The following is a 17105-nucleotide window of genomic DNA, read 5'->3' as shown; positions in this document are numbered from 1 at the left end:
CCGCACAACGAAAAAGGACGCCCGAAGGCGCCCTCTAATTTCTTGCTGCACCATGCTCAGGTGTTCATGGAGTCGAAGAACTCCGAATTGCTCTTGGTCGAGCGCAGCTTGTCGAGCAGGAAGTCGATCGCGTCCATCGTGCCCATCGGGTTGAGGATGCGGCGAAGCACGTACATCTTCTTGAGCACCTGCGGATCGGTGATGAGCTCCTCCTTGCGGGTGCCGGAGCGCGAGATGTCGATCGCCGGGAAGGTGCGCTTGTCCGAGACCTTGCGATCCAGGATCAGTTCCGAGTTACCGGTGCCCTTGAACTCTTCGAAAATGACTTCGTCCATTCGGCTGCCGGTATCGACCAGCGCGGTCGCAATGATGGTCAGCGAGCCGCCCTCCTCGATGTTGCGGGCGGCACCAAAGAAGCGCTTCGGGCGCTGCAGCGCATTGGCGTCGACACCGCCGGTCAGCACCTTGCCGGATGACGGCACCACGGTGTTGTAGGCGCGGCCCAAACGCGTGATCGAATCGAGCAGGATCACGACGTCGCGGCCGTGCTCGACCAGACGCTTGGCTTTTTCGATCACCATCTCGGCGACCTGGACGTGACGCACCGCGGGTTCGTCGAAGGTCGACGACACGACCTCGCCCTTCACCGAGCGCTGCATGTCCGTGACTTCTTCCGGACGCTCGTCGATCAACAGCACGATCAGATAGCATTCGGGGTGATTGTGCGTGATCGAGTGCGCGATGTTCTGCATCAGCACGGTTTTACCCGTGCGCGGCGGCGCGACGATCAATGCACGCTGGCCCTTGCCGATCGGCGCGACGATGTCGATCACGCGTGCAGAAAGGTCTTTCCGCGTCGGATCGTCGATCTCCATGCGGAAACGCTGATTCGGAAACAGCGGCGTGAGGTTGTCGAAATTGACCTTGTGCTTGGCCTTTTCCGGATCCTCGAAATTGAGCGTGTTGACCTTCAGCAGCGCGAAATAGCGTTCGCCCTCTTTCGGGCTGCGGATGTGGCCTTCGATGGTGTCGCCGGTGCGCAGGCCGAAACGGCGGATCTGCGACGGCGAAACGTAGATGTCGTCCGGGCCCGGCAGATAATTCGCATCGGGCGAGCGGAGGAAGCCGAAGCCGTCGGAGAGAACCTCGACGACGCCCTGGCCGACAATATCGGTCTCGGCGAGCGCGAGCTGCTTGAGGATGGCGAACAGCAGCTCCTGCTTGCGCATGGTGCTGGCATTCTCGACCCCGTTCTCCTCCGCGAACGAGACGAGCTCGGCCGGCGTTTTGGACTTGAGGTCTTCGAGTTTAATTTCCCGCATTGGGGTGGTCCTGTGGGGTAACCTTGGGAGGGGTGCGAGGAGGCTCTGAAATGCGGACGTGAGAAGATAAGGTCCGCAGGTCTGGCAAGGTTAAGTGCCGATGAGGCTTCAAACCTGATGCGGTGTCCGGCCTCTGGAAAGCTCAGACACAACCACATCCGCCTGCGTTGGGTGGGATATCGATAATATAGAAAATCGCTCCCTTCTCCGCAAGCCGAAGCGCTGAGCTAATCGTCGCGCGCCTTGCCTAGAACGGCTTCACGATCACCATGATGACGATGAGAATCATCAGGACGGTCGGCACCTCGTTGATAATTCTATAGAATTTCTGGGTCCGGGGGCGTCGGTCCGCGGCGAAATCCTTCAGCCAGCGAGAAAAAAAGCCGTGGACCGCGGACATCGCCAGGACCAATGCCAGTTTTACGTGCAGCCAGCCAAACGAGAACCAGTGGCCGGACCAGGCGAGATAGAGCCCGGCGAGCCAGGTGACGATCATGGCCGGGTTGATGATGGCCTTGAGCAGCCGACGTTCCATCACCTTGAACGTTTCCGACTGCTTCGAGCCGATTTCGGCCTCGCTGTGATAAACGAACAGCCGCGGCAGATAGAGCATGCCCGCCATCCAGGAGATGACGGCGATCACGTGCAGCGCCTTGATCCAGAGATAGACGTCTTCAAACATTTTCTGCGTCCGGATTTCTGAGCCAGCCGAGGGAACGCTGGGGATAGTAAGAACTCGTTAAGGTCTTGCCTGCACACATATCCGTCCGTAGCGCCTTCCTCAAATCTAGAATCTTAGATTCTTAAGGTTTGAGTCTATGTGACCGTGGATTGGACTCACACAATTCCGTCCGCACGTTCACGCGCGCTTGTTCACATCCATCAACATATCCCTGATCGCTGCGGCGATTTACGATAAGTCGGCCAGCTTCAAAGGCTTGCGCCTTTCTGTCGGCAGCTTATCAAGGGGGTTGTCCGCGCAATCCCGTTTCCCCGCAGCGAGGGCGCCGGACTTGTCCTGACGGGCAGCGGTGTGAAGAAAATTGGCACTTGTCCCGCCCCTGGTGTCGCGCAACCCTTTCCGAGGGGTTAAGCTCCACAGAAATCCACAATCCACACCGACTCCATACAAAGAGATTTTGTGCCAACCTCGAACAATTATTTCCATCTGCACCTCGTGTCCGACTCCACCGGCGAGACGCTGATCACCGTGGCACGCGCGGTTGCGGCCCAATACGCCAACGTCACCCCGGTCGAGCATGTCTATCCGCTGGTGCGCAGCCAGAAGCAGCTCGACCGCGTGCTCGACGAGATCGAGGAAGCGCCGGGGATCGTGCTGTTCACGCTGCTGGAGAAGGATCTGGTCTCCAGGCTCGAGGACAAGTGCAAGGAGATCAATGTTCCGAGCCTGTCGATTATCGGCCCGGTGATGCAGCTGTTCGAAGCCTATCTCGGGGCTGCGACCACCGGCCGCGTCGGCGCCCAGCACGTCCTCAACGCGGAATATTTCAAGCGCATCGATGCGCTGAACTACACCATGATCCATGACGATGGTCAGCATGTCGAAGGTCTCGACGATGCCGACGTGGTGCTGGTTGGTGTGTCCCGCACTTCCAAGACGCCGACGTCGATTTATCTGGCCAATCGCGGCATCCGCACCGCCAACGTGCCGCTGGTTCCCGGCATTCCGGTGCCTTCGCAACTGGAGACGCTGACGCGGCCGCTGGTCGTCAGCCTGCACGCGACGCCGGAACGCCTGATCCAGATCCGTCAGAATCGCCTGCTTTCGATGGGGACCGACTCCGGCAACGACACCTATACGGACAGGCAGTCGGTCACCGAGGAAGTTGCGTTTGCGCGCAAGCTCAGTGCCAAGCATGATTGGCCGCTGCTGGATGTCACGCGACGCTCGATCGAGGAAACCGCGGCGGCGATCATGAAGCTCTACAGCGATCGCCAGCGCAACCGGCCTTCCGGATAGCTTTCGCGATGGGTCTGTGGCTCGGCAAACATCCGTTGATTCTGGCCTCGCAGAGCAGTGCCCGAAAAATGCTGCTGGCCAATGCCGGGCTGGAGTTCAAGGCTATTACCGCCGATATCGACGAGCGCGGTATTCAATTAGCTTCGGCGCTTTCAAATCCGCGCGAGATCGCACTGCTGCTGGCGCGCGAAAAGGCCAAGGCGATCTCGGCCAATCATCCCGGAAGCTACGTGATCGGGGCCGATCAGACACTGGCTCTTGGCAACCGTCTTTTCAACAAGCCCGCAGGCCGTCCGCAGGCATTGGCGCAATTGCGCGATCTCGCCGGCAACAGCCATGAGCTGAATTCCGCCGTGGCCGTGGCGCATGACAGCAAGATTGTTTTCGAAGACGTCGCGGTCGCACATATGACCATGCGCGAAATGACCGAGGACGAGCTTTCAGCCTATCTGGACGCTGCCGGCGACGCCGTCACCACCAGCGTCGGGGCCTATCAGCTTGAAAGCCTGGGCATCCATCTGTTCGAGCGGATCGAGGGCGATCATTTCACCATTCTCGGCCTGCCGCTGCTGCCGCTGCTTGCGTTCCTGCGACGCGAACGGCTAGTTGCGGTGTGAATGACAGACAGGGCTGAGCGCCGATGCGGATCCTGGGACTGACCGGCTCGATCGGGATGGGGAAATCCACCACTGCGAAACTGTTCGCGGAGGCCGGCGTGCCCGTCTACGACGCCGATGCCGCCGTGCATCAGCTTTATGAAGGCGAAGCGGCGCCCGCCATCGAGGCCGCCTTTCCCGGCACCACTGTGAACGGCAAGGTGGACCGGCCAAAACTGTCGGCGCGCGTCGTGCACGACCCCGCGGCCATCAAGCAGCTCGAGCAAATCGTCCATCCGATGCTCGGCGCCTCCCGGCAAAAGTTTTTTGCCGAGGCGGAAGCCGCCAAGGCGCCGGTCGTGGTGCTGGACATCCCGCTGCTGTTCGAGACCGGTGGCGAGAAGCGGGTCGATGCCGTGGTCGTGGTTTCGACCTCGCCGGAACTCCAGCGCGAGCGGGTGCTGGCGCGCGGTACCATGGACGAAGCCAAGCTCGACGCGATCATTGCCAAGCAGACGCCGGACGCCGAGAAGCGCAAGCGGGCCGATTTCGTGGTGGATACGTCACACGGACTTGACCCGGTGCGCGCGCAAATCGCCCACATCCTGGCCGAGGTCGTTAAGATGCCGCAGCGGCGAGCCTGATTCGCCGTCTCCTCACACGGTTCTCAAGACGCTGCTCTCAAGCTACTGATCTCAAGACATGCGCGAAATCGTTCTCGACACCGAAACCACCGGCCTTGATCCGCTGCGCGGCGATCGTCTGGTCGAAATCGGCTGCGTCGAGATGCTCAACCGCATGCCGACGGGGCAGACGTATCACGTCTATATCAATCCCGAACGGGACATGCCGGCGGAAGCTTTTGCGGTGCATGGTTTGTCGGCCGAATTTCTGTCGACCAAGCCGCTGTTCCACGAGGTCGTCGATGCGTTTCTGGAGTTCATCGGCGATGCGCCGCTGGTGATCCACAACGCCTCGTTCGACATCGGCTTCATCAATGCCGAGCTCGACAAGATCAAGCGCGCGGCGATCCCGCGCGAACGGCTGGTCGATACGCTGCTGCTGGCGCGGCGCAAGCATCCCGGCGTGTCCAACCGGCTCGATGACCTCTGCTCGCGCTATGCGATCGACAATTCACACCGCACCAAGCACGGCGCGCTGCTGGATGCCGAGCTGCTGGCCGAGGTCTATGTCGATCTGGTCGGGGCGCGGCAGTCGCAGCTGCTTCTGGCGTCGGACGCTCAGGAGATTCGGGTCAATGCGGCTGGCGATGCGCCGCGGCGGCAGCGGCTGGTGCCGCTCGCGCCGCGGGTTTCCGATGCCGAGCGTGAGGCCCACAAGGCCTTCATCGCAACGCTCGGCGACAAGGCGATCTGGAACGAGTTTTTGCCCGCTCCAGCTCCTCCGGCTGGTTAGGCCTGGCCGCTCGGCTGAGCGGCCATTTGCCGCTCCATGTTCTGGCGGTAGAGACCGACGAAGTCGACCGGATCCAGCATCAGGGGCGGGAACCCGCCGTCGCGCACCGCGGTCGCGATGATCTCGCGGGCGAACGGGAACAGCAGGCGCGGGCACTCGATCATGACCAGCGGATGCAGATTCTCCTTCGGCACGTTGGCGATGCGGAACACGCCGGCATAGGCGAGCTCGAACGAGAACATGATCTTGCCCGCGGTCTCGGCCTTGCCTTCGACCGACAACGTCACCTCGAACTCCTGTTCGCTGAGATTGTTGGCGCTGACATTGATCTGGATGTTGATCTGGGGAGGCTGGCTCTGCTGCTGGAGCGAGCTGGGCGCGTTCGGATTTTCGAACGAAAGGTCCTTGGTATATTGCGCCAGCACGTTGAGCTGGGGAGCCTGGGCCGCCTCGGGAGGGGTGCCGTTACCATTGGTCATGAGAGTCTCTCCTTACCCGATTTGGGCTGAATTTCGCGGCGGTTGGCTAACATAGGGCCGCCTCATTCCACAAGGACGAACGGTCCCGGAGGCGGATTCCGGCCGCGTCGCAACCGCCGCGTTCATCCCGCCTTTTCCGCAAAACTGCGCCTTAAATGATTGAAGATGCGCGATTTCCGGGCAGGATCGGGTTTCCCCTTAAGCATAAAACGCGCTACACTCGGTGCTGTGCCAAAAGGCGCCATTGGCCGGGCAAGATTTCGTGCCTACATCCCACGGACCTGACGTGGACCTAAAATGGTGATGTAGACTTGCCGTTCCCGTATGGAACGGTCTACTGGCCGGATTGATTTTCCCGGCGACGACCCCAAAGCGAAGACCCAGAGCAAAGACCAGAAAGCGAATCCGACGTGGACATCTACACCATCATCTTCCTGGCGCTGGCGGTCTTCATCTTTCTGCGGCTGCGCAGCGTGCTCGGGCAGCGTACCGGCAACGAGCGGCCGCCGTTCGATCGGACCGCCGCTCGCAATGCGCTCGGGGGTGCCCAGGACAACAACGTCGTGACCATGCCGGGCAAGGTGATCGACCAGGCCCCGCTGGCGCCGACGGCTGAGCCGACCCCGCCCTCCGATCGCTGGAAGGGCCTGACCGAGCCGGGCACCGCGCTTGCGCAGGGCCTGGATGCCATCGTCGACAAGGATGCCACGTTCGACCCGCGCCATTTCATCTCGGGCGCCCGCGGTGCCTACGAGATGATCGTGCTGGCCTTTGCCAATGGCGACCGCCGCGCGCTGCGCGACCTGTTGTCCTCGGACGTCTATGACAGCTTCGAGGCCGCGATCAAGGAACGCGAGAAGAACGAGCAGAAGACCGAGACCCGCTTCGTCTCGATCGACAAGGCCGAACTCGTCGGCGCCGAGCTGCGCGACCGTACCGCCCAGCTCACGATTCGCTTCGTCTCGCAGATGATCTCGGCCACCCGAGACAAGGCCGGCAATATCGTCGACGGCAGCGCCGACACGGTCGCCGACATCACCGACATCTGGACTTTCGCCCGCGACGTCACCTCTCGCGATCCGAACTGGAAGCTGGTTGGCACCGGAAGCGCGAATTAAGGTCTATCTGAAGACCGGCGCGACGGCGCTTTGCGCAGGTGTCGTCGTGCTGTCGTCGTTTTCGCTCGGCGCCGAGGCCGCGCGGCGCCACTATCGCAGCCATCACCATCATCCCCCGCAATTGCCTGCGGCTCCGCCGCGGGCCTTGCCCTATCCGCAGCTCCCGCTGCCGTTCGAAATTCCGGGCGCGCAATATCTGCCGCTGGCCTGGGCGGACGTGAAGGGCTGGAGCGATGACAATCATCTCGCGGCGTACAAGACGTTCCGCGCCAGCTGCAAGCCGATCAATGCACAAACCGGCGCGGCCGAGCCGAAAGCCTTGGGAGGTTCGCTGAGCGAACCTTGCCGGGCGGCGAAATCGCTCGATCTCATCGACGACGCCAAAGCAAAGACCTTCTTCGAGGAGAATTTCGCGCCGCTGCGGATCTCCCGCCTCGGCGAGCCCGACGGTTTCGTCACCGGCTATTACGAGCCGGTGCTGGAGGGATCGCGCACGCAGACCGACGTCTACAACGTTCCGGTCTACCGGCGTCCCTCGAATCTGTTCGTGCGCGGCTACAAGCAGGATTCGGTCAGCCTGCCCAACAAGGGCCCGGTCTATCGCAAGATCGGCCGCCGCAAGCTGGTGCCCTATTACGACCGCGGCGAGATCGAGGACGGCAAGATCGCCGGCCGCGGGCTGGAGATCGCCTGGCTGAAGGATCCGACCGATCTGCTGTTCGCGCAGATCCAGGGCTCGGCGCGGATCAAGTTCGACGACGGCGGCACGGTCCGGCTGAATTACGACGCCTATAACGGCTATCCCTACACTGCCGTCGGGCGCGTCCTGATCGAGCGCGGCATCATTCCGAAGGAAGAGATGTCGATGCAGAAGATCAGGGAGTGGATGGCGCAAAATCCTGACGGTGCCAAGGATCTGCGCCGCCAGAACCGCGCCTATATTTTCTTCCGAGAGGTCAACCTCTCCGACAAGGATGAGGCGGTGGGCGCGCAGGGTATCCCGCTGACGGCGGGACGCTCGATCGCGGTGGACAAGGCGCTGCATGTCTACGGCACGCCGTTCTTCATTGAGGGCGAGCTGCCGATCGAGTCCGAACGCTCGAAGACACCGTTCCATCGGCTGATGATCGCGCAGGATACCGGCTCGGCCATCATTGGCCCTGCGCGCGCCGATCTGTTTTTCGGCGCAGGCCAGGAGGCCGGCCGCATCTCGGGGCGACTGCGCCATCCCATGCATTTCGTGATGCTGGTGCCGAAGGGCCTCGATCCCTCGGCACGCGGCGCCCGGCTGCCGCTGCCTGATCCGCGCCCCTCGGAGAAGATCGCCAAGCTGTTTCCGCAAACCGACCCCGGGAAGGGGACGGCGAAGCCGGCCGCTGCCGCCGGCCCCGCGGAAACCAAGAGCGACACCGTCGCCATCGCGGGTCCAGTCCCGCTGCCGGCGCCGCGTCCCGTGATCGAGCCCGCTTCCGAACCCCAGCGGCCAGTGAAGAAACGGCCCCATCGGCAGCAATGAAGCGATCGTCCCGTCCGCCCGTGCTGGAGCCTCGCCCCTCGCCGCGCCGCCGCGCGCTGAGCGAGGAGGAGCGCGAGCTGTGGGAAGTCGTTGCCAAACAGGTCAAGCCGCTGAGGAAGCACCGCGCGGCGAAGGCGCATGCCGCTCCGCGCACCGAGCCTTTGCCCGCAGCACCCGTCACGCGGCCTGCGTCATCGCCACGGCCGGTCGCCGCTGCACCGGCGCCGCGCGCCGCAAAACCGGCCGTCCCGCCCTTGGCGCCGCTCGGCAAGCGCGAGCGCACAAAGCTGTCGCGCGGCCGCAGCGAGATCGAGGCGCGGCTCGATCTGCACGGCATGACCCAGACGCGCGCGCATCGCGCCCTGACCGGCTTCCTGCACCGCGCCCATCACGACGGCCTGACCTTCGTCCTCGTCATCACCGGCAAGGGCCGCAGCGGCGGCGAAAGCGGCGTGCTGCGCCGCCTGGTGCCGGAATGGCTGAGCCTGCCGGAATTCCGCGCCTTCGTCGTCGGCTTCGAGACGGCGCATATCGGCCATGGCGGCGAGGGCGCGCTGTATGTGCGGATCAGGCGGGCGAGGTTTTAAGACCTGAAACGATGAGACTCGACACGCGCTCCGGCGAAAGTGCGTTCCCTCCCCCACAAGGGGGGAGGGAACGGAGAGAGCATCGCTGTTGGCCATACTCGATTAGACTTCAACCAGTGCTCTAAAACGGCCGGATGATTCCAACGCGCGGGATCAGCGTGAGGATCAGGCCGAAGATATTCGTTTTCTGATCCTCCGTCGGGATCAGCGCTGTCTCCTGCGCGGCCGGCAGCATCTTCACGGCATGCAGGAGCAGGAACATGCAGACCGCCCAGTTCGAGATCCAGCGCGAATAGTCGAACACCATCGCAAACATCACGAGATAGGCGAGGCTGATTCCGATCAGTGCCGCGAGCACGAGGCGGCGGTGCGTCTCGCTTGCGAGCGCGCCGATGAGCTTCGAAAAGAAACGCCACAGCGGCGTGTGCAGCCAGATCAGCAGCGCGAACACGGGTACGCCGAGGACGTTGTGCGGCAGGCGCCCCCAGGTGTCCGAGACCTCCTTGGACAGCGGCTGGTACCAGATGTAGGCGAATTGCAGCAGATCGGCTCGCGAGGGATCGGCCATCCGGCTCTTCAGATAGGCGACGAAATCCGCTTCGGGGATCGGCATCGTTCCCAAAAATTGTGCCGCAAAGAACAGCGCCGCGACAATGATCAGGGCGACGATGCCGAAGGCGATATTGCCGCGATTGAGCCCGCAGGCGAGATAGTGCCTGATCACGACGATGGTGACGATCGTCGGCACATACATCAGCAGATGAATGTGGTGGATCAGCACGAGAACGATCGAGAACAGCGCAGCCAAAGCCACGAACAGCAGCGACCCCGCCGGCATCAGCAGCAGAACGAGCGCCAGCGCACAGCCATAGATGTCGAAATGGCCGAGCGTGTGCATGAAGTTCTTGAGGAAGAACGGCGAGCCCGCAATGAAGACGAACAGCGGCAGCGTTTTCGCGGTGAAGCCAAAGCTCTTCTGAAACAGCCTTGCGTACAGGGCCAGCGTCACCAGCCACGTCACCCCGCCGATCGCGAACACCGACCAGACCGGCACCTTGTCCGTGAACAGCGCGACGGTGGCACCGATCAGCGCGCGCTTGATGAAGCCGAAATGGTAGTCGACCACGAGATGGATGTAAGGGACGTAAGGCGGCAGCTGGATCTTGTGAATGAACACGCCGACGATGACCGCCGCGTTGATCGCGAGCAGGAGTCGCCAGGGATTGTTCTGGATCGGAGCGATCACGCAGCACCCGGGCTGGCGCGATCGACCTCCGCCGTCGTCCCGGGCAAGCGAAGCGCGACCCGGGACCCATAACCACAGGAGGTTATTTGAGGCAGGGCTGGAGCTACTATCTGTTTCAACAAGGACCGCTGGTGGTTATGGGTCCCTGCTTTCGCAGGGACGACAACCGATTGATAGCGTGCCAGGCCAAAATTACAAAATGAACCGGCTCAGATCGGCGTTCTTGGCGAGATCACCCACGTGCTTCTGCACGAAATCCGCATCCACCTTGACGGTCTCGCCGCTGCGGTCGGGGGCGGTGAAGGAGATCTCGTCCAGCACCCGCTCCATCACGGTCTGCAGCCGCCGCGCGCCGATGTTCTCGACGGTGGAATTGACGGCGACCGCGACGTCGGCGAGCGCGTCGATGGCGCCGTCGGTGATGTCGAGCGTCACGCCCTCGGTCTGCATCAAGGCGACATATTGCTTGATCAGCGAGGCCTCGGGCTCGGTCAGGATGCGGCGCATGTCGTCGCGGGTCAGCGCCTGCAATTCGACGCGGATCGGCAGGCGGCCCTGCAATTCCGGCAGCAGGTCCGACGGCTTTGCGACGTGGAAGGCGCCGGAGGCGATGAACAGGATGTGGTCGGTCTTGACCGCGCCGTGCTTGGTCGAGACCGTGGTGCCCTCGATCAAGGGCAACAGATCGCGCTGCACGCCCTCGCGCGAGACGTCGCCGGCGGCACGGCCCTCGCGCGCGCAGATCTTGTCGATCTCGTCGAGAAACACGATGCCGTTGTTCTCGACCGCGTTGATCGCCTCCAGCGTCAGCTGATCGGTGTCCAGCAGCTTGTCGGACTCCTCGTTGACGAGGATCTCGTGCGAGCCTTCGACCGTCAGCCGCCGCGTCTTGCTGCGGCCCCCTAACTTGCCGAAGATGTCGCCGATCGAGATCGCGCCCATCTGCGCGCCCGGCATGCCCGGGATCTCGAACATCGGCATGCCGCTGCCGCCGCCTTGCGTCTCGATCTCGATTTCCTTGTCGTTGAGCTCGCCGGCACGCAGCTTCTTGCGGAAGGATTCACGCGTCGCCGCGCTGGCATTGGCGCCGACCAGCGCATCGAGCACGCGCTCCTCGGCGGCGAGCTGCGCGCGGGCGTGCACGTCCTTGCGCTTCTTCTCGCGGACCTGGGCGATTGCGACCTCGACGAGATCGCGCACGATCTGCTCGACGTCGCGGCCGACATAACCGACCTCGGTGAATTTGGTCGCTTCCACCTTCAGGAACGGCGCATTCGCGAGCTTGGCGAGCCGCCGCGCGATTTCCGTCTTGCCGACGCCGGTGGGGCCGATCATCAGGATGTTCTTTGGCAGCACCTCTTCGCGCAGCGAGCCTTCGAGCTGCTGCCGGCGCCAGCGGTTGCGCAGCGCGATCGAGACGGCGCGCTTGGCGTCGGCTTGGCCGACGATGAAACGGTCGAGTTCGGAAACGATTTCACGGGGAGAGAAGTCTGTCATGTCTGTCTAGCTAGGGCGGGAGGCGGTCAAGGACAAGTCGCTTTTTAGGTCAGATGATGGGCGGGCCGGATTGCCATTGCTTCACCGCCTCGATCGGATGGATCAGCATCAGGATATTGAGCGTCAGATTGTCGCGAATGTGCAGCGCCAGCATGATCTCGAAGGCGAGGCCGATCAGGATCGTCGCTGATACGGGCAGAACGCGCGCGACGAGGAACCCGAGCATCATGGCCAGATTGTCGGAGACCGAATTGACGATGCTGTCGCCGAAATAATCCAGCGAGATCGTGCCGGCGCGGTAGCGCTCGATGATGAAGGGCGAGTTCTCGACGATCTCCCAGGCGCCTTCGATCAGCATGGCGATGATCAGTCGAGCCGGCCAGGATAGAGACAGCAACGGCAATCGCGCGAACAGCAGCCAGGTCAGGCCATAGAACAGGAAGCCGTGCAGAACATGGGAAAAGGTGTACCAGTCGGCGATGTGCTGGGAGTTCTCCGAGCTGTTCACCACGCCGTGCCACAGCTTGACATAGCCGCAGGTGCAGATCGGCACCCGCCCCATGCCGAACAGGATCGCAGCCTGCAGCGCCAGCAGCAACAGCGCGATGCCGGCCCAGGCGAGCGGCGGGAACGCCGTCTTGGCGGTGGAAGTCGCGGCAAGCGTCATGGGTCTCGGATCATCAGGAGTGCGGGACCATCGGGCGTAACGATCTCGTGCTGCGGCACGAATCCAGCTTTCTCATAGGCACGAATTGCGCGCGGATTGGCGGGGTTGGGGTCGATCACGATGCGCGGCACGCCGCGGGCAAAGAGCTGATCGATGAAAGCGCGAATGAAAGCCGAGCCGTGGCCGCATCCGACCATGTCAGCCTCGCCGATGAATTGATCGAGGCCGCGGGTGCCCACGGGCTGCGAGCCGAAGCTGACATGCCAATCGCCGATCTGGTAGCACTGCAGATAGGCGAAAGACCGACCGTCAAGGCTGACGATGAACTGCGCCAAGTCAGGATGCTCGAGGTCGCCGCTGACGAACTCGAGCGTCTCCGGATCATGCCACCATTCGGCGACATGCGGCGCGTCCAGCCAGCGCCGGATCATAGGCAGATCGGCCTCGGCCATCGGGCGGAAGGTGTGGGCGGGCGCCATGGCCTATCCCGCTGCCAGGCTCTCGATCGTCAAATTCCGGTTGGTGTAGACGCAGATGTCAGCGGCGATGTCGAGGGAGCGGCGGACGATGGTCTCGGCGTCCTTGTCGGTGTCGAGCAGGGCCCGTGCCGCCGCCAGCGCGTAATTGCCGCCGGAGCCGATCGCCATGACGCCGGCCTCGGGTTCGAGCACGTCCCCGGTGCCGGTCAGCACCAGGGAGACGTCCTTGTCGGCCACGATCATCATGGCCTCCAGCCGCCGCAAATAACGGTCGGTGCGCCAGTCCTTGGCCAGCTCGACCGCGGCCCGGGTCAGCTGCCCCGGATATTGCTCGAGTTTGGCTTCCAACCGCTCAAACAGCGTGAAGGCGTCGGCGGTCGCGCCGGCAAAGCCGCCGATCACATCGCCCTTGCCGAGCTTGCGGACCTTTTTAGCGTTGGACTTGATCACGGTCTGGCCGATCGAGACCTGGCCATCGCCGCCGACCACCACTTTGCCGCCCTTGCGCACCGTCAAAATCGTGGTGCCGTGCCAGCCCGGCGAGCTGTTCTGGGAATCCTGCATGAAGTACCTCGTTGTCCGGCCTGATTTAGGCGGTCGGGGGCAAGGGGACAACCAGGGCACAACGGGCCGCTCCGGCCCCAATTTGCTCACCATAGGTGGAAGTGCCGGCCTGCCAAGGCGATCCCGCGGTAGCGAAGGCGCCATTTGGCTGTTAAAAGACCGGCGTTTTCGGCCCCCGAGCCAGGATGAGAGCTAGTTTCAATGCGCACCGCTACGATCAAGCGCAAGACCAAGGAAACCGACATCGAGGTCTCCGTGAACCTCGATGGCACCGGCGTGGCCAATATCGCGACCGGCATCGGCTTTTTCGACCATATGCTCGATCTCCTCGCCCGCCATTCCCGCATCGACCTCACGGTCAAGGCGGTGGGCGATCTGCACATTGATTACCACCATACCACCGAAGACACCGGCATCGCGCTCGGCCAGGCGGTCAAGCAGGCGCTCGGCAACATGGCGGGCATCACCCGCTATGCCGGCGTGCACATGCCGATGGACGAGACGCTCTCGCGTGTGGTCATCGACATCTCTGGCCGCCCTTTCCTGGTGTTCAAGGCTGACTTCCCCCGCGACAAGATCGGCGAGTTCGACACCGAGCTGGTGCGCGAGTGGTTCCAGGCCTTCGCCATGAATGCCGGCGTGACTCTCCACGTCGAGACCCTATATGGCGATAACAGCCACCATATCGCCGAGTCCTGCTTCAAGGGCCTGGCGCGGGCGCTGCGCACCGCGGTCGCGATCGATCCGAAAGCGGCGGGAGAAATCCCGTCCACCAAGGGCTCGCTCGGCGGCTAACGTCTTTCGGCCAGCGGCTGCGCGCCGCTTGCGGCATCACTGAATTCCTAGGAACGGGGCATCACCATGCCTGTCTACACAGTTCATGCTCCCTCCCCTGCCGGAGCCGATCTGCGCGCGACCGACAAGTTCGTGTTCGTGCGCGACGGATTCCATTTCTGGGCGATGATCCTCGGTCCGTTCTGGCTGCTGTGGAATCGGCTGTGGCTGGCGCTGATCGGCTGGGTTGTTTTCGTCGCAGCGTTCAACGCCGGACTGTCGAGCCTCGGCGTCGGACGGGGCTCGATCTTCTTCGCCGATCTCATCGTCGCGCTGCTGATGGGTTTCGAGGCCTCGAGCCTGCGCCGCTGGACGCTGTCGCGCGGCAAATGGCGACAGCTCGACGTGGTGGTTGGCGATGACGAGGACACCGCCGAGCGTCGCTTCTTCGAGCGCTGGAGCCAGAAGCAGCACGGCATCGTCAACGATCAATGGGCCGTCGATCGCGGCGGCCCGCCGCCGACCCGCAGCGTGCCGGGTCAGCCATTCTCGAATCCGCCGCCGATTCCGGCCGGCGGCATCATCGGGTTGTTTCCAGAACCGGGAGGGTCAAGATGAGCGTCGCCATCATCGATTACGGTTCTGGCAATCTGCATTCCGCCGCCAAGGCGTTCGAGCGCGCCGCGCGCAGCCTCGAAAATCCGCAAAAGGTTTTCGTCACCAGCGATCCCGATCAGGCCTACGAGGCTGACCGTCTGGTGCTGCCGGGGGTCGGCGCCTTCGCCGATTGCCGGCGCGGGCTCGATGCCGTCAATGGCATGGTCGAGGCGATCACCGAAGCGGTGCGGGTCAAGGCGCGGCCGTTCTTCGGCATCTGCGTCGGCATGCAGCTGATGGCGACCCGCGGCAAGGAGCACGTCACGACCGATGGCCTGAACTGGATCGGCGGCGACGTCGAGAAGATCACGCCGCGCGACGAGAGCCTGAAGATCCCGCACATGGGCTGGAACACGCTCGACGCACTGCAGGAACATCCGGTGCTGAACAGGCTGCCGCTCGGCCCGAAAGGCCAGCACGCTTATTTCGTGCACTCCTACCACCTCAATGCCGCCAACGAGGCGGACGTGCTCGCGCGCGCCGATTACGGCGGGCCTGTCACCGCGATCGTCGGCAAGGACACCGCGATCGGCACCCAATTCCACCCCGAGAAGAGCCAGCGTTTTGGCCTCGCTCTGATCTCGAACTTTTTGCGATGGAAACCGTGATTCTCTTTCCTGCGATCGACCTCAAGAACGGCCAATGCGTGCGCCTCGAGCAAGGCGACATGGCGCGCGCGACCGTGTTCAACCTCAACCCGGCCGCGCAGGCGCAGAGCTTCGTCGCGCAGGGCTTCGAGTATCTCCACGTCGTCGACCTCGACGGGGCGTTCGCCGGCAAGCCGGTGAATGCGCAAGCCGTCGAGGCGATGCTGCAGACGATCAGGATTCCGGTGCAGCTCGGTGGCGGCATTCGCGATCTCGCGACCGTTGAAGCCTGGCTCGACAAGGGCATCACCCGCGTCATCATCGGCACCGCTGCGGTGCGCGATCCGGAGCTGGTGAAGGCTGCGGCGAAAAAATTCCCCGGCCGCGTCGCGGTCGGGCTCGACGCCCGCGACGGCAAGGTCGCGGTCGAAGGCTGGGCCGAGACCTCGCAGGTCACGGTGCTGGAGATCGCAAAGCGCTTCGAGGATGCCGGCGTTGCCGCCATCATCTTCACCGACATCGCGCGCGACGGCCTGCTCAAGGGCCTGAACCTCGATGCGACCATCGCGCTGGCCGACGCCATCTCGATTCCCGTGATCGCCTCAGGCGGCCTCGCCTCGATCGAAGATGTGAAAGCCATGCTGACACCGCGCGCGAAAAAGCTCGCCGGCGCGATTGCCGGCCGCGCGCTCTATGACGGCCGGCTCGATCCCGCCGCCGCCCTCACCTTGATCCGCAACGCGCGCGCGCCTGGGAGCTGACACATGTTCAAGGTGCGCGTGATCCCCTGCCTCGACGTCAAGGACGGACGGGTCGTCAAGGGCGTCAACTTCGTTGATCTCAGAGATGCCGGCGACCCCGTCGAAGCCGCGATCGCCTATGACGCCGCCGGCGCAGACGAACTCACCTTCCTCGACATCACCGCGACCCATGAGAATCGTGGCATCATGCTGGACGTGGTCCGGCGCACGGCGGAGGCCTGCTTCATGCCTGTGACCGTCGGCGGCGGCGTGCGTGAGGTCAACGACATCAAGACGCTGCTGCGCGCCGGCGCCGACAAGGTCTCGATCAACAGCGCCGCAGTATCCCGGCGCGAGTTCGTCAAGGAAGCGGCCGAGAAATTCGGCGAGCAATGCGTCGTGGTTGCGATCGATGCCAAGCGCGTCAAGCGCCCCGGCGGCGACCGTTGGGAGATCTTCACCCATGGCGGTCGCAATTCGACCGGCATCGACGCCATCGAATATGCCCAGGAAGTGGTCTCGCTCGGCGCCGGTGAGATCCTGCTGACCTCGATGGATCGCGACGGCACGAGGCAGGGCTTCGACATCCCGCTGACCCGGGCGATCGCCGACAGCGTTGCCGTGCCCGTGATCGCCTCAGGCGGCGTCGGCAATCTCGACCACCTCGTCGACGGTATCCGCGACGGCCACGCCACGGCCGTGCTGGCCGCCTCGATCTTCCATTTCGGGGAATTCACCATCCGCGAAGCCAAGGAGCACATGGCCCGGCGCGGACTGGCCATGCGCCTCGATGCCTGACGACTCCCGTTCGTAAAAGTGCTACATGAGGTAGCGGGGAATGGCCTCCGTGGCCAAGTGTGTTGCCAAGCGTGTTTCCGA

General features: G+C 63.3%; 20 protein-coding genes. 12 read left to right on the top strand and 8 right to left on the bottom strand.

The features are described from left to right. Positions 1-56: 56 nt before the first annotated feature. Complete coding sequence (gene rho / locus CIT37_RS01115; RefSeq protein WP_008133567.1) at positions 57-1322, bottom strand: transcription termination factor Rho; 1266 nt, start codon at positions 1320-1322, stop codon at positions 57-59. 247 nt (positions 1323-1569) lie between these two features. Then, positions 1570-2004: a protoporphyrinogen oxidase HemJ gene (hemJ, locus tag CIT37_RS01110; protein ID WP_028139375.1), complete on the bottom strand. Its 435-nt coding sequence runs from the start codon at positions 2002-2004 to the stop codon at positions 1570-1572. A 459-nt stretch (positions 2005-2463) separates the two neighbouring features. Here hemJ and CIT37_RS01105 point away from each other — a divergent pair, with 459 nt between their 5' ends. From CIT37_RS01105 to dnaQ, 4 genes are read left to right on the top strand one after another with little or no spacing between them, the layout of a single operon-like run. After that, positions 2464-3303, top strand: coding sequence for a pyruvate, water dikinase regulatory protein (locus tag CIT37_RS01105; RefSeq protein ID WP_018323540.1), 840 nt, complete (start codon positions 2464-2466; stop codon positions 3301-3303). Between the two features lie 8 nt (positions 3304-3311). Next, entirely contained in the window at positions 3312-3920 is a 609-nt protein-coding gene (locus CIT37_RS01100; protein ID WP_028139376.1) for a Maf family nucleotide pyrophosphatase, read from the top strand. Between the two features lie 23 nt (positions 3921-3943). After that, positions 3944-4543, top strand: a complete 600-nt coding sequence (gene coaE, locus CIT37_RS01095) for a dephospho-CoA kinase (RefSeq protein ID WP_028139377.1) — start codon at positions 3944-3946, stop codon at positions 4541-4543. Between the two features lie 58 nt (positions 4544-4601). Continuing rightward, complete coding sequence (dnaQ, locus tag CIT37_RS01090; protein WP_028139378.1) at positions 4602-5315, top strand: DNA polymerase III subunit epsilon; 714 nt, start codon at positions 4602-4604, stop codon at positions 5313-5315. Here the strand turns inward: dnaQ and secB are convergent. Continuing rightward, the gene (gene secB / locus CIT37_RS01085) at positions 5312-5794 is read right to left on the bottom strand and encodes a protein-export chaperone SecB (RefSeq protein ID WP_018323536.1); all 483 of its coding nucleotides are present in this window, start codon (positions 5792-5794) and stop codon (positions 5312-5314) included. The two genes, dnaQ and secB, sit on opposite strands and share 4 nt — an antisense overlap. Positions 5795-6204: 410 nt before the next feature. Between secB and CIT37_RS01080 the strand changes: the two genes are divergently transcribed. Genes CIT37_RS01080 through CIT37_RS01070 form a run of 3 tightly spaced genes read left to right on the top strand, consistent with a single transcriptional unit; the run spans position 6205 to position 9015 of the window. Continuing rightward, positions 6205-6912, top strand: a complete 708-nt coding sequence (locus CIT37_RS01080; protein ID WP_028139379.1) for a Tim44/TimA family putative adaptor protein — start codon at positions 6205-6207, stop codon at positions 6910-6912. Next, positions 6890-8428, top strand: a complete 1539-nt coding sequence (mltA, locus tag CIT37_RS01075) for a murein transglycosylase A (protein ID WP_028139380.1) — start codon at positions 6890-6892, stop codon at positions 8426-8428. The genes CIT37_RS01080 and mltA overlap by 23 nt, the downstream gene beginning before the upstream one ends. After that, entirely contained in the window at positions 8425-9015 is a 591-nt protein-coding gene (locus CIT37_RS01070; RefSeq protein WP_038948660.1) for a Smr/MutS family protein, read from the top strand. The genes mltA and CIT37_RS01070 overlap by 4 nt, the downstream gene beginning before the upstream one ends. Before the next feature lie 121 nt (positions 9016-9136). Here CIT37_RS01070 and CIT37_RS01065 read toward each other — a convergent pair whose 3' ends face one another. The 5 genes from CIT37_RS01065 to hslV all read right to left on the bottom strand — a co-directional run bounded on the left by CIT37_RS01065 (position 9137) and on the right by hslV (position 13468). Continuing rightward, positions 9137-10261, bottom strand: coding sequence for a hypothetical protein (locus CIT37_RS01065; RefSeq protein ID WP_095424548.1), 1125 nt, complete (start codon positions 10259-10261; stop codon positions 9137-9139). A gap of 192 nt (positions 10262-10453) precedes the next feature. Continuing rightward, a complete protein-coding gene (gene hslU, locus CIT37_RS01060; protein ID WP_028139383.1) occupies positions 10454-11758 on the bottom strand; it encodes an ATP-dependent protease ATPase subunit HslU in 1305 nt (434 codons plus the stop codon). A 49-nt stretch (positions 11759-11807) separates the two neighbouring features. After that, positions 11808-12425 (bottom strand): DUF2585 domain-containing protein, encoded by a 618-nt coding sequence (locus CIT37_RS01055; protein WP_028139384.1) that lies wholly within the window; start codon positions 12423-12425, stop codon positions 11808-11810. Further along, positions 12422-12904, bottom strand: coding sequence for a GNAT family N-acetyltransferase (locus CIT37_RS01050; RefSeq protein WP_028139385.1), 483 nt, complete (start codon positions 12902-12904; stop codon positions 12422-12424). The genes CIT37_RS01055 and CIT37_RS01050 overlap by 4 nt, the downstream gene beginning before the upstream one ends. A 3-nt stretch (positions 12905-12907) precedes the next feature. Next, on the bottom strand, positions 12908-13468 hold the full coding sequence (gene hslV, locus CIT37_RS01045) for an ATP-dependent protease subunit HslV (protein WP_018323528.1): 561 nt from the start codon (positions 13466-13468) through the stop codon (positions 12908-12910). A gap of 201 nt (positions 13469-13669) precedes the next feature. Between hslV and hisB the strand changes: the two genes are divergently transcribed. From hisB to hisF, 5 genes are all read left to right on the top strand, one after another. Beyond that, on the top strand, positions 13670-14263 hold the full coding sequence (gene hisB, locus CIT37_RS01040) for an imidazoleglycerol-phosphate dehydratase HisB (RefSeq protein ID WP_018323527.1): 594 nt from the start codon (positions 13670-13672) through the stop codon (positions 14261-14263). A 66-nt stretch (positions 14264-14329) separates the two neighbouring features. Then, on the top strand, positions 14330-14860 hold the full coding sequence (locus CIT37_RS01035; RefSeq protein ID WP_028139386.1) for a DUF2628 domain-containing protein: 531 nt from the start codon (positions 14330-14332) through the stop codon (positions 14858-14860). Then, positions 14857-15507: an imidazole glycerol phosphate synthase subunit HisH gene (gene hisH / locus CIT37_RS01030; protein ID WP_095424549.1), complete on the top strand. Its 651-nt coding sequence runs from the start codon at positions 14857-14859 to the stop codon at positions 15505-15507. Before CIT37_RS01035 ends, hisH begins: the two co-directional genes overlap by 4 nt. Beyond that, positions 15504-16247 (top strand): 1-(5-phosphoribosyl)-5-[(5-phosphoribosylamino)methylideneamino]imidazole-4-carboxamide isomerase, encoded by a 744-nt coding sequence (gene hisA / locus CIT37_RS01025; protein ID WP_095424571.1) that lies wholly within the window; start codon positions 15504-15506, stop codon positions 16245-16247. Before hisH ends, hisA begins: the two co-directional genes overlap by 4 nt. Before the next feature lie 3 nt (positions 16248-16250). After that, on the top strand, positions 16251-17024 hold the full coding sequence (gene hisF, locus CIT37_RS01020; protein WP_018323523.1) for an imidazole glycerol phosphate synthase subunit HisF: 774 nt from the start codon (positions 16251-16253) through the stop codon (positions 17022-17024). Positions 17025-17105 lie beyond the last annotated feature (81 nt).

It is taken from the genome of Bradyrhizobium ottawaense (assembly GCF_002278135.3).
Classification (GTDB): Bacteria; Pseudomonadota; Alphaproteobacteria; order Rhizobiales; family Xanthobacteraceae; genus Bradyrhizobium; species Bradyrhizobium ottawaense.
The sequence above is the reverse complement of the archived record's forward strand: the minus strand, read 5'-3'. Positions and strand labels throughout refer to the sequence as shown.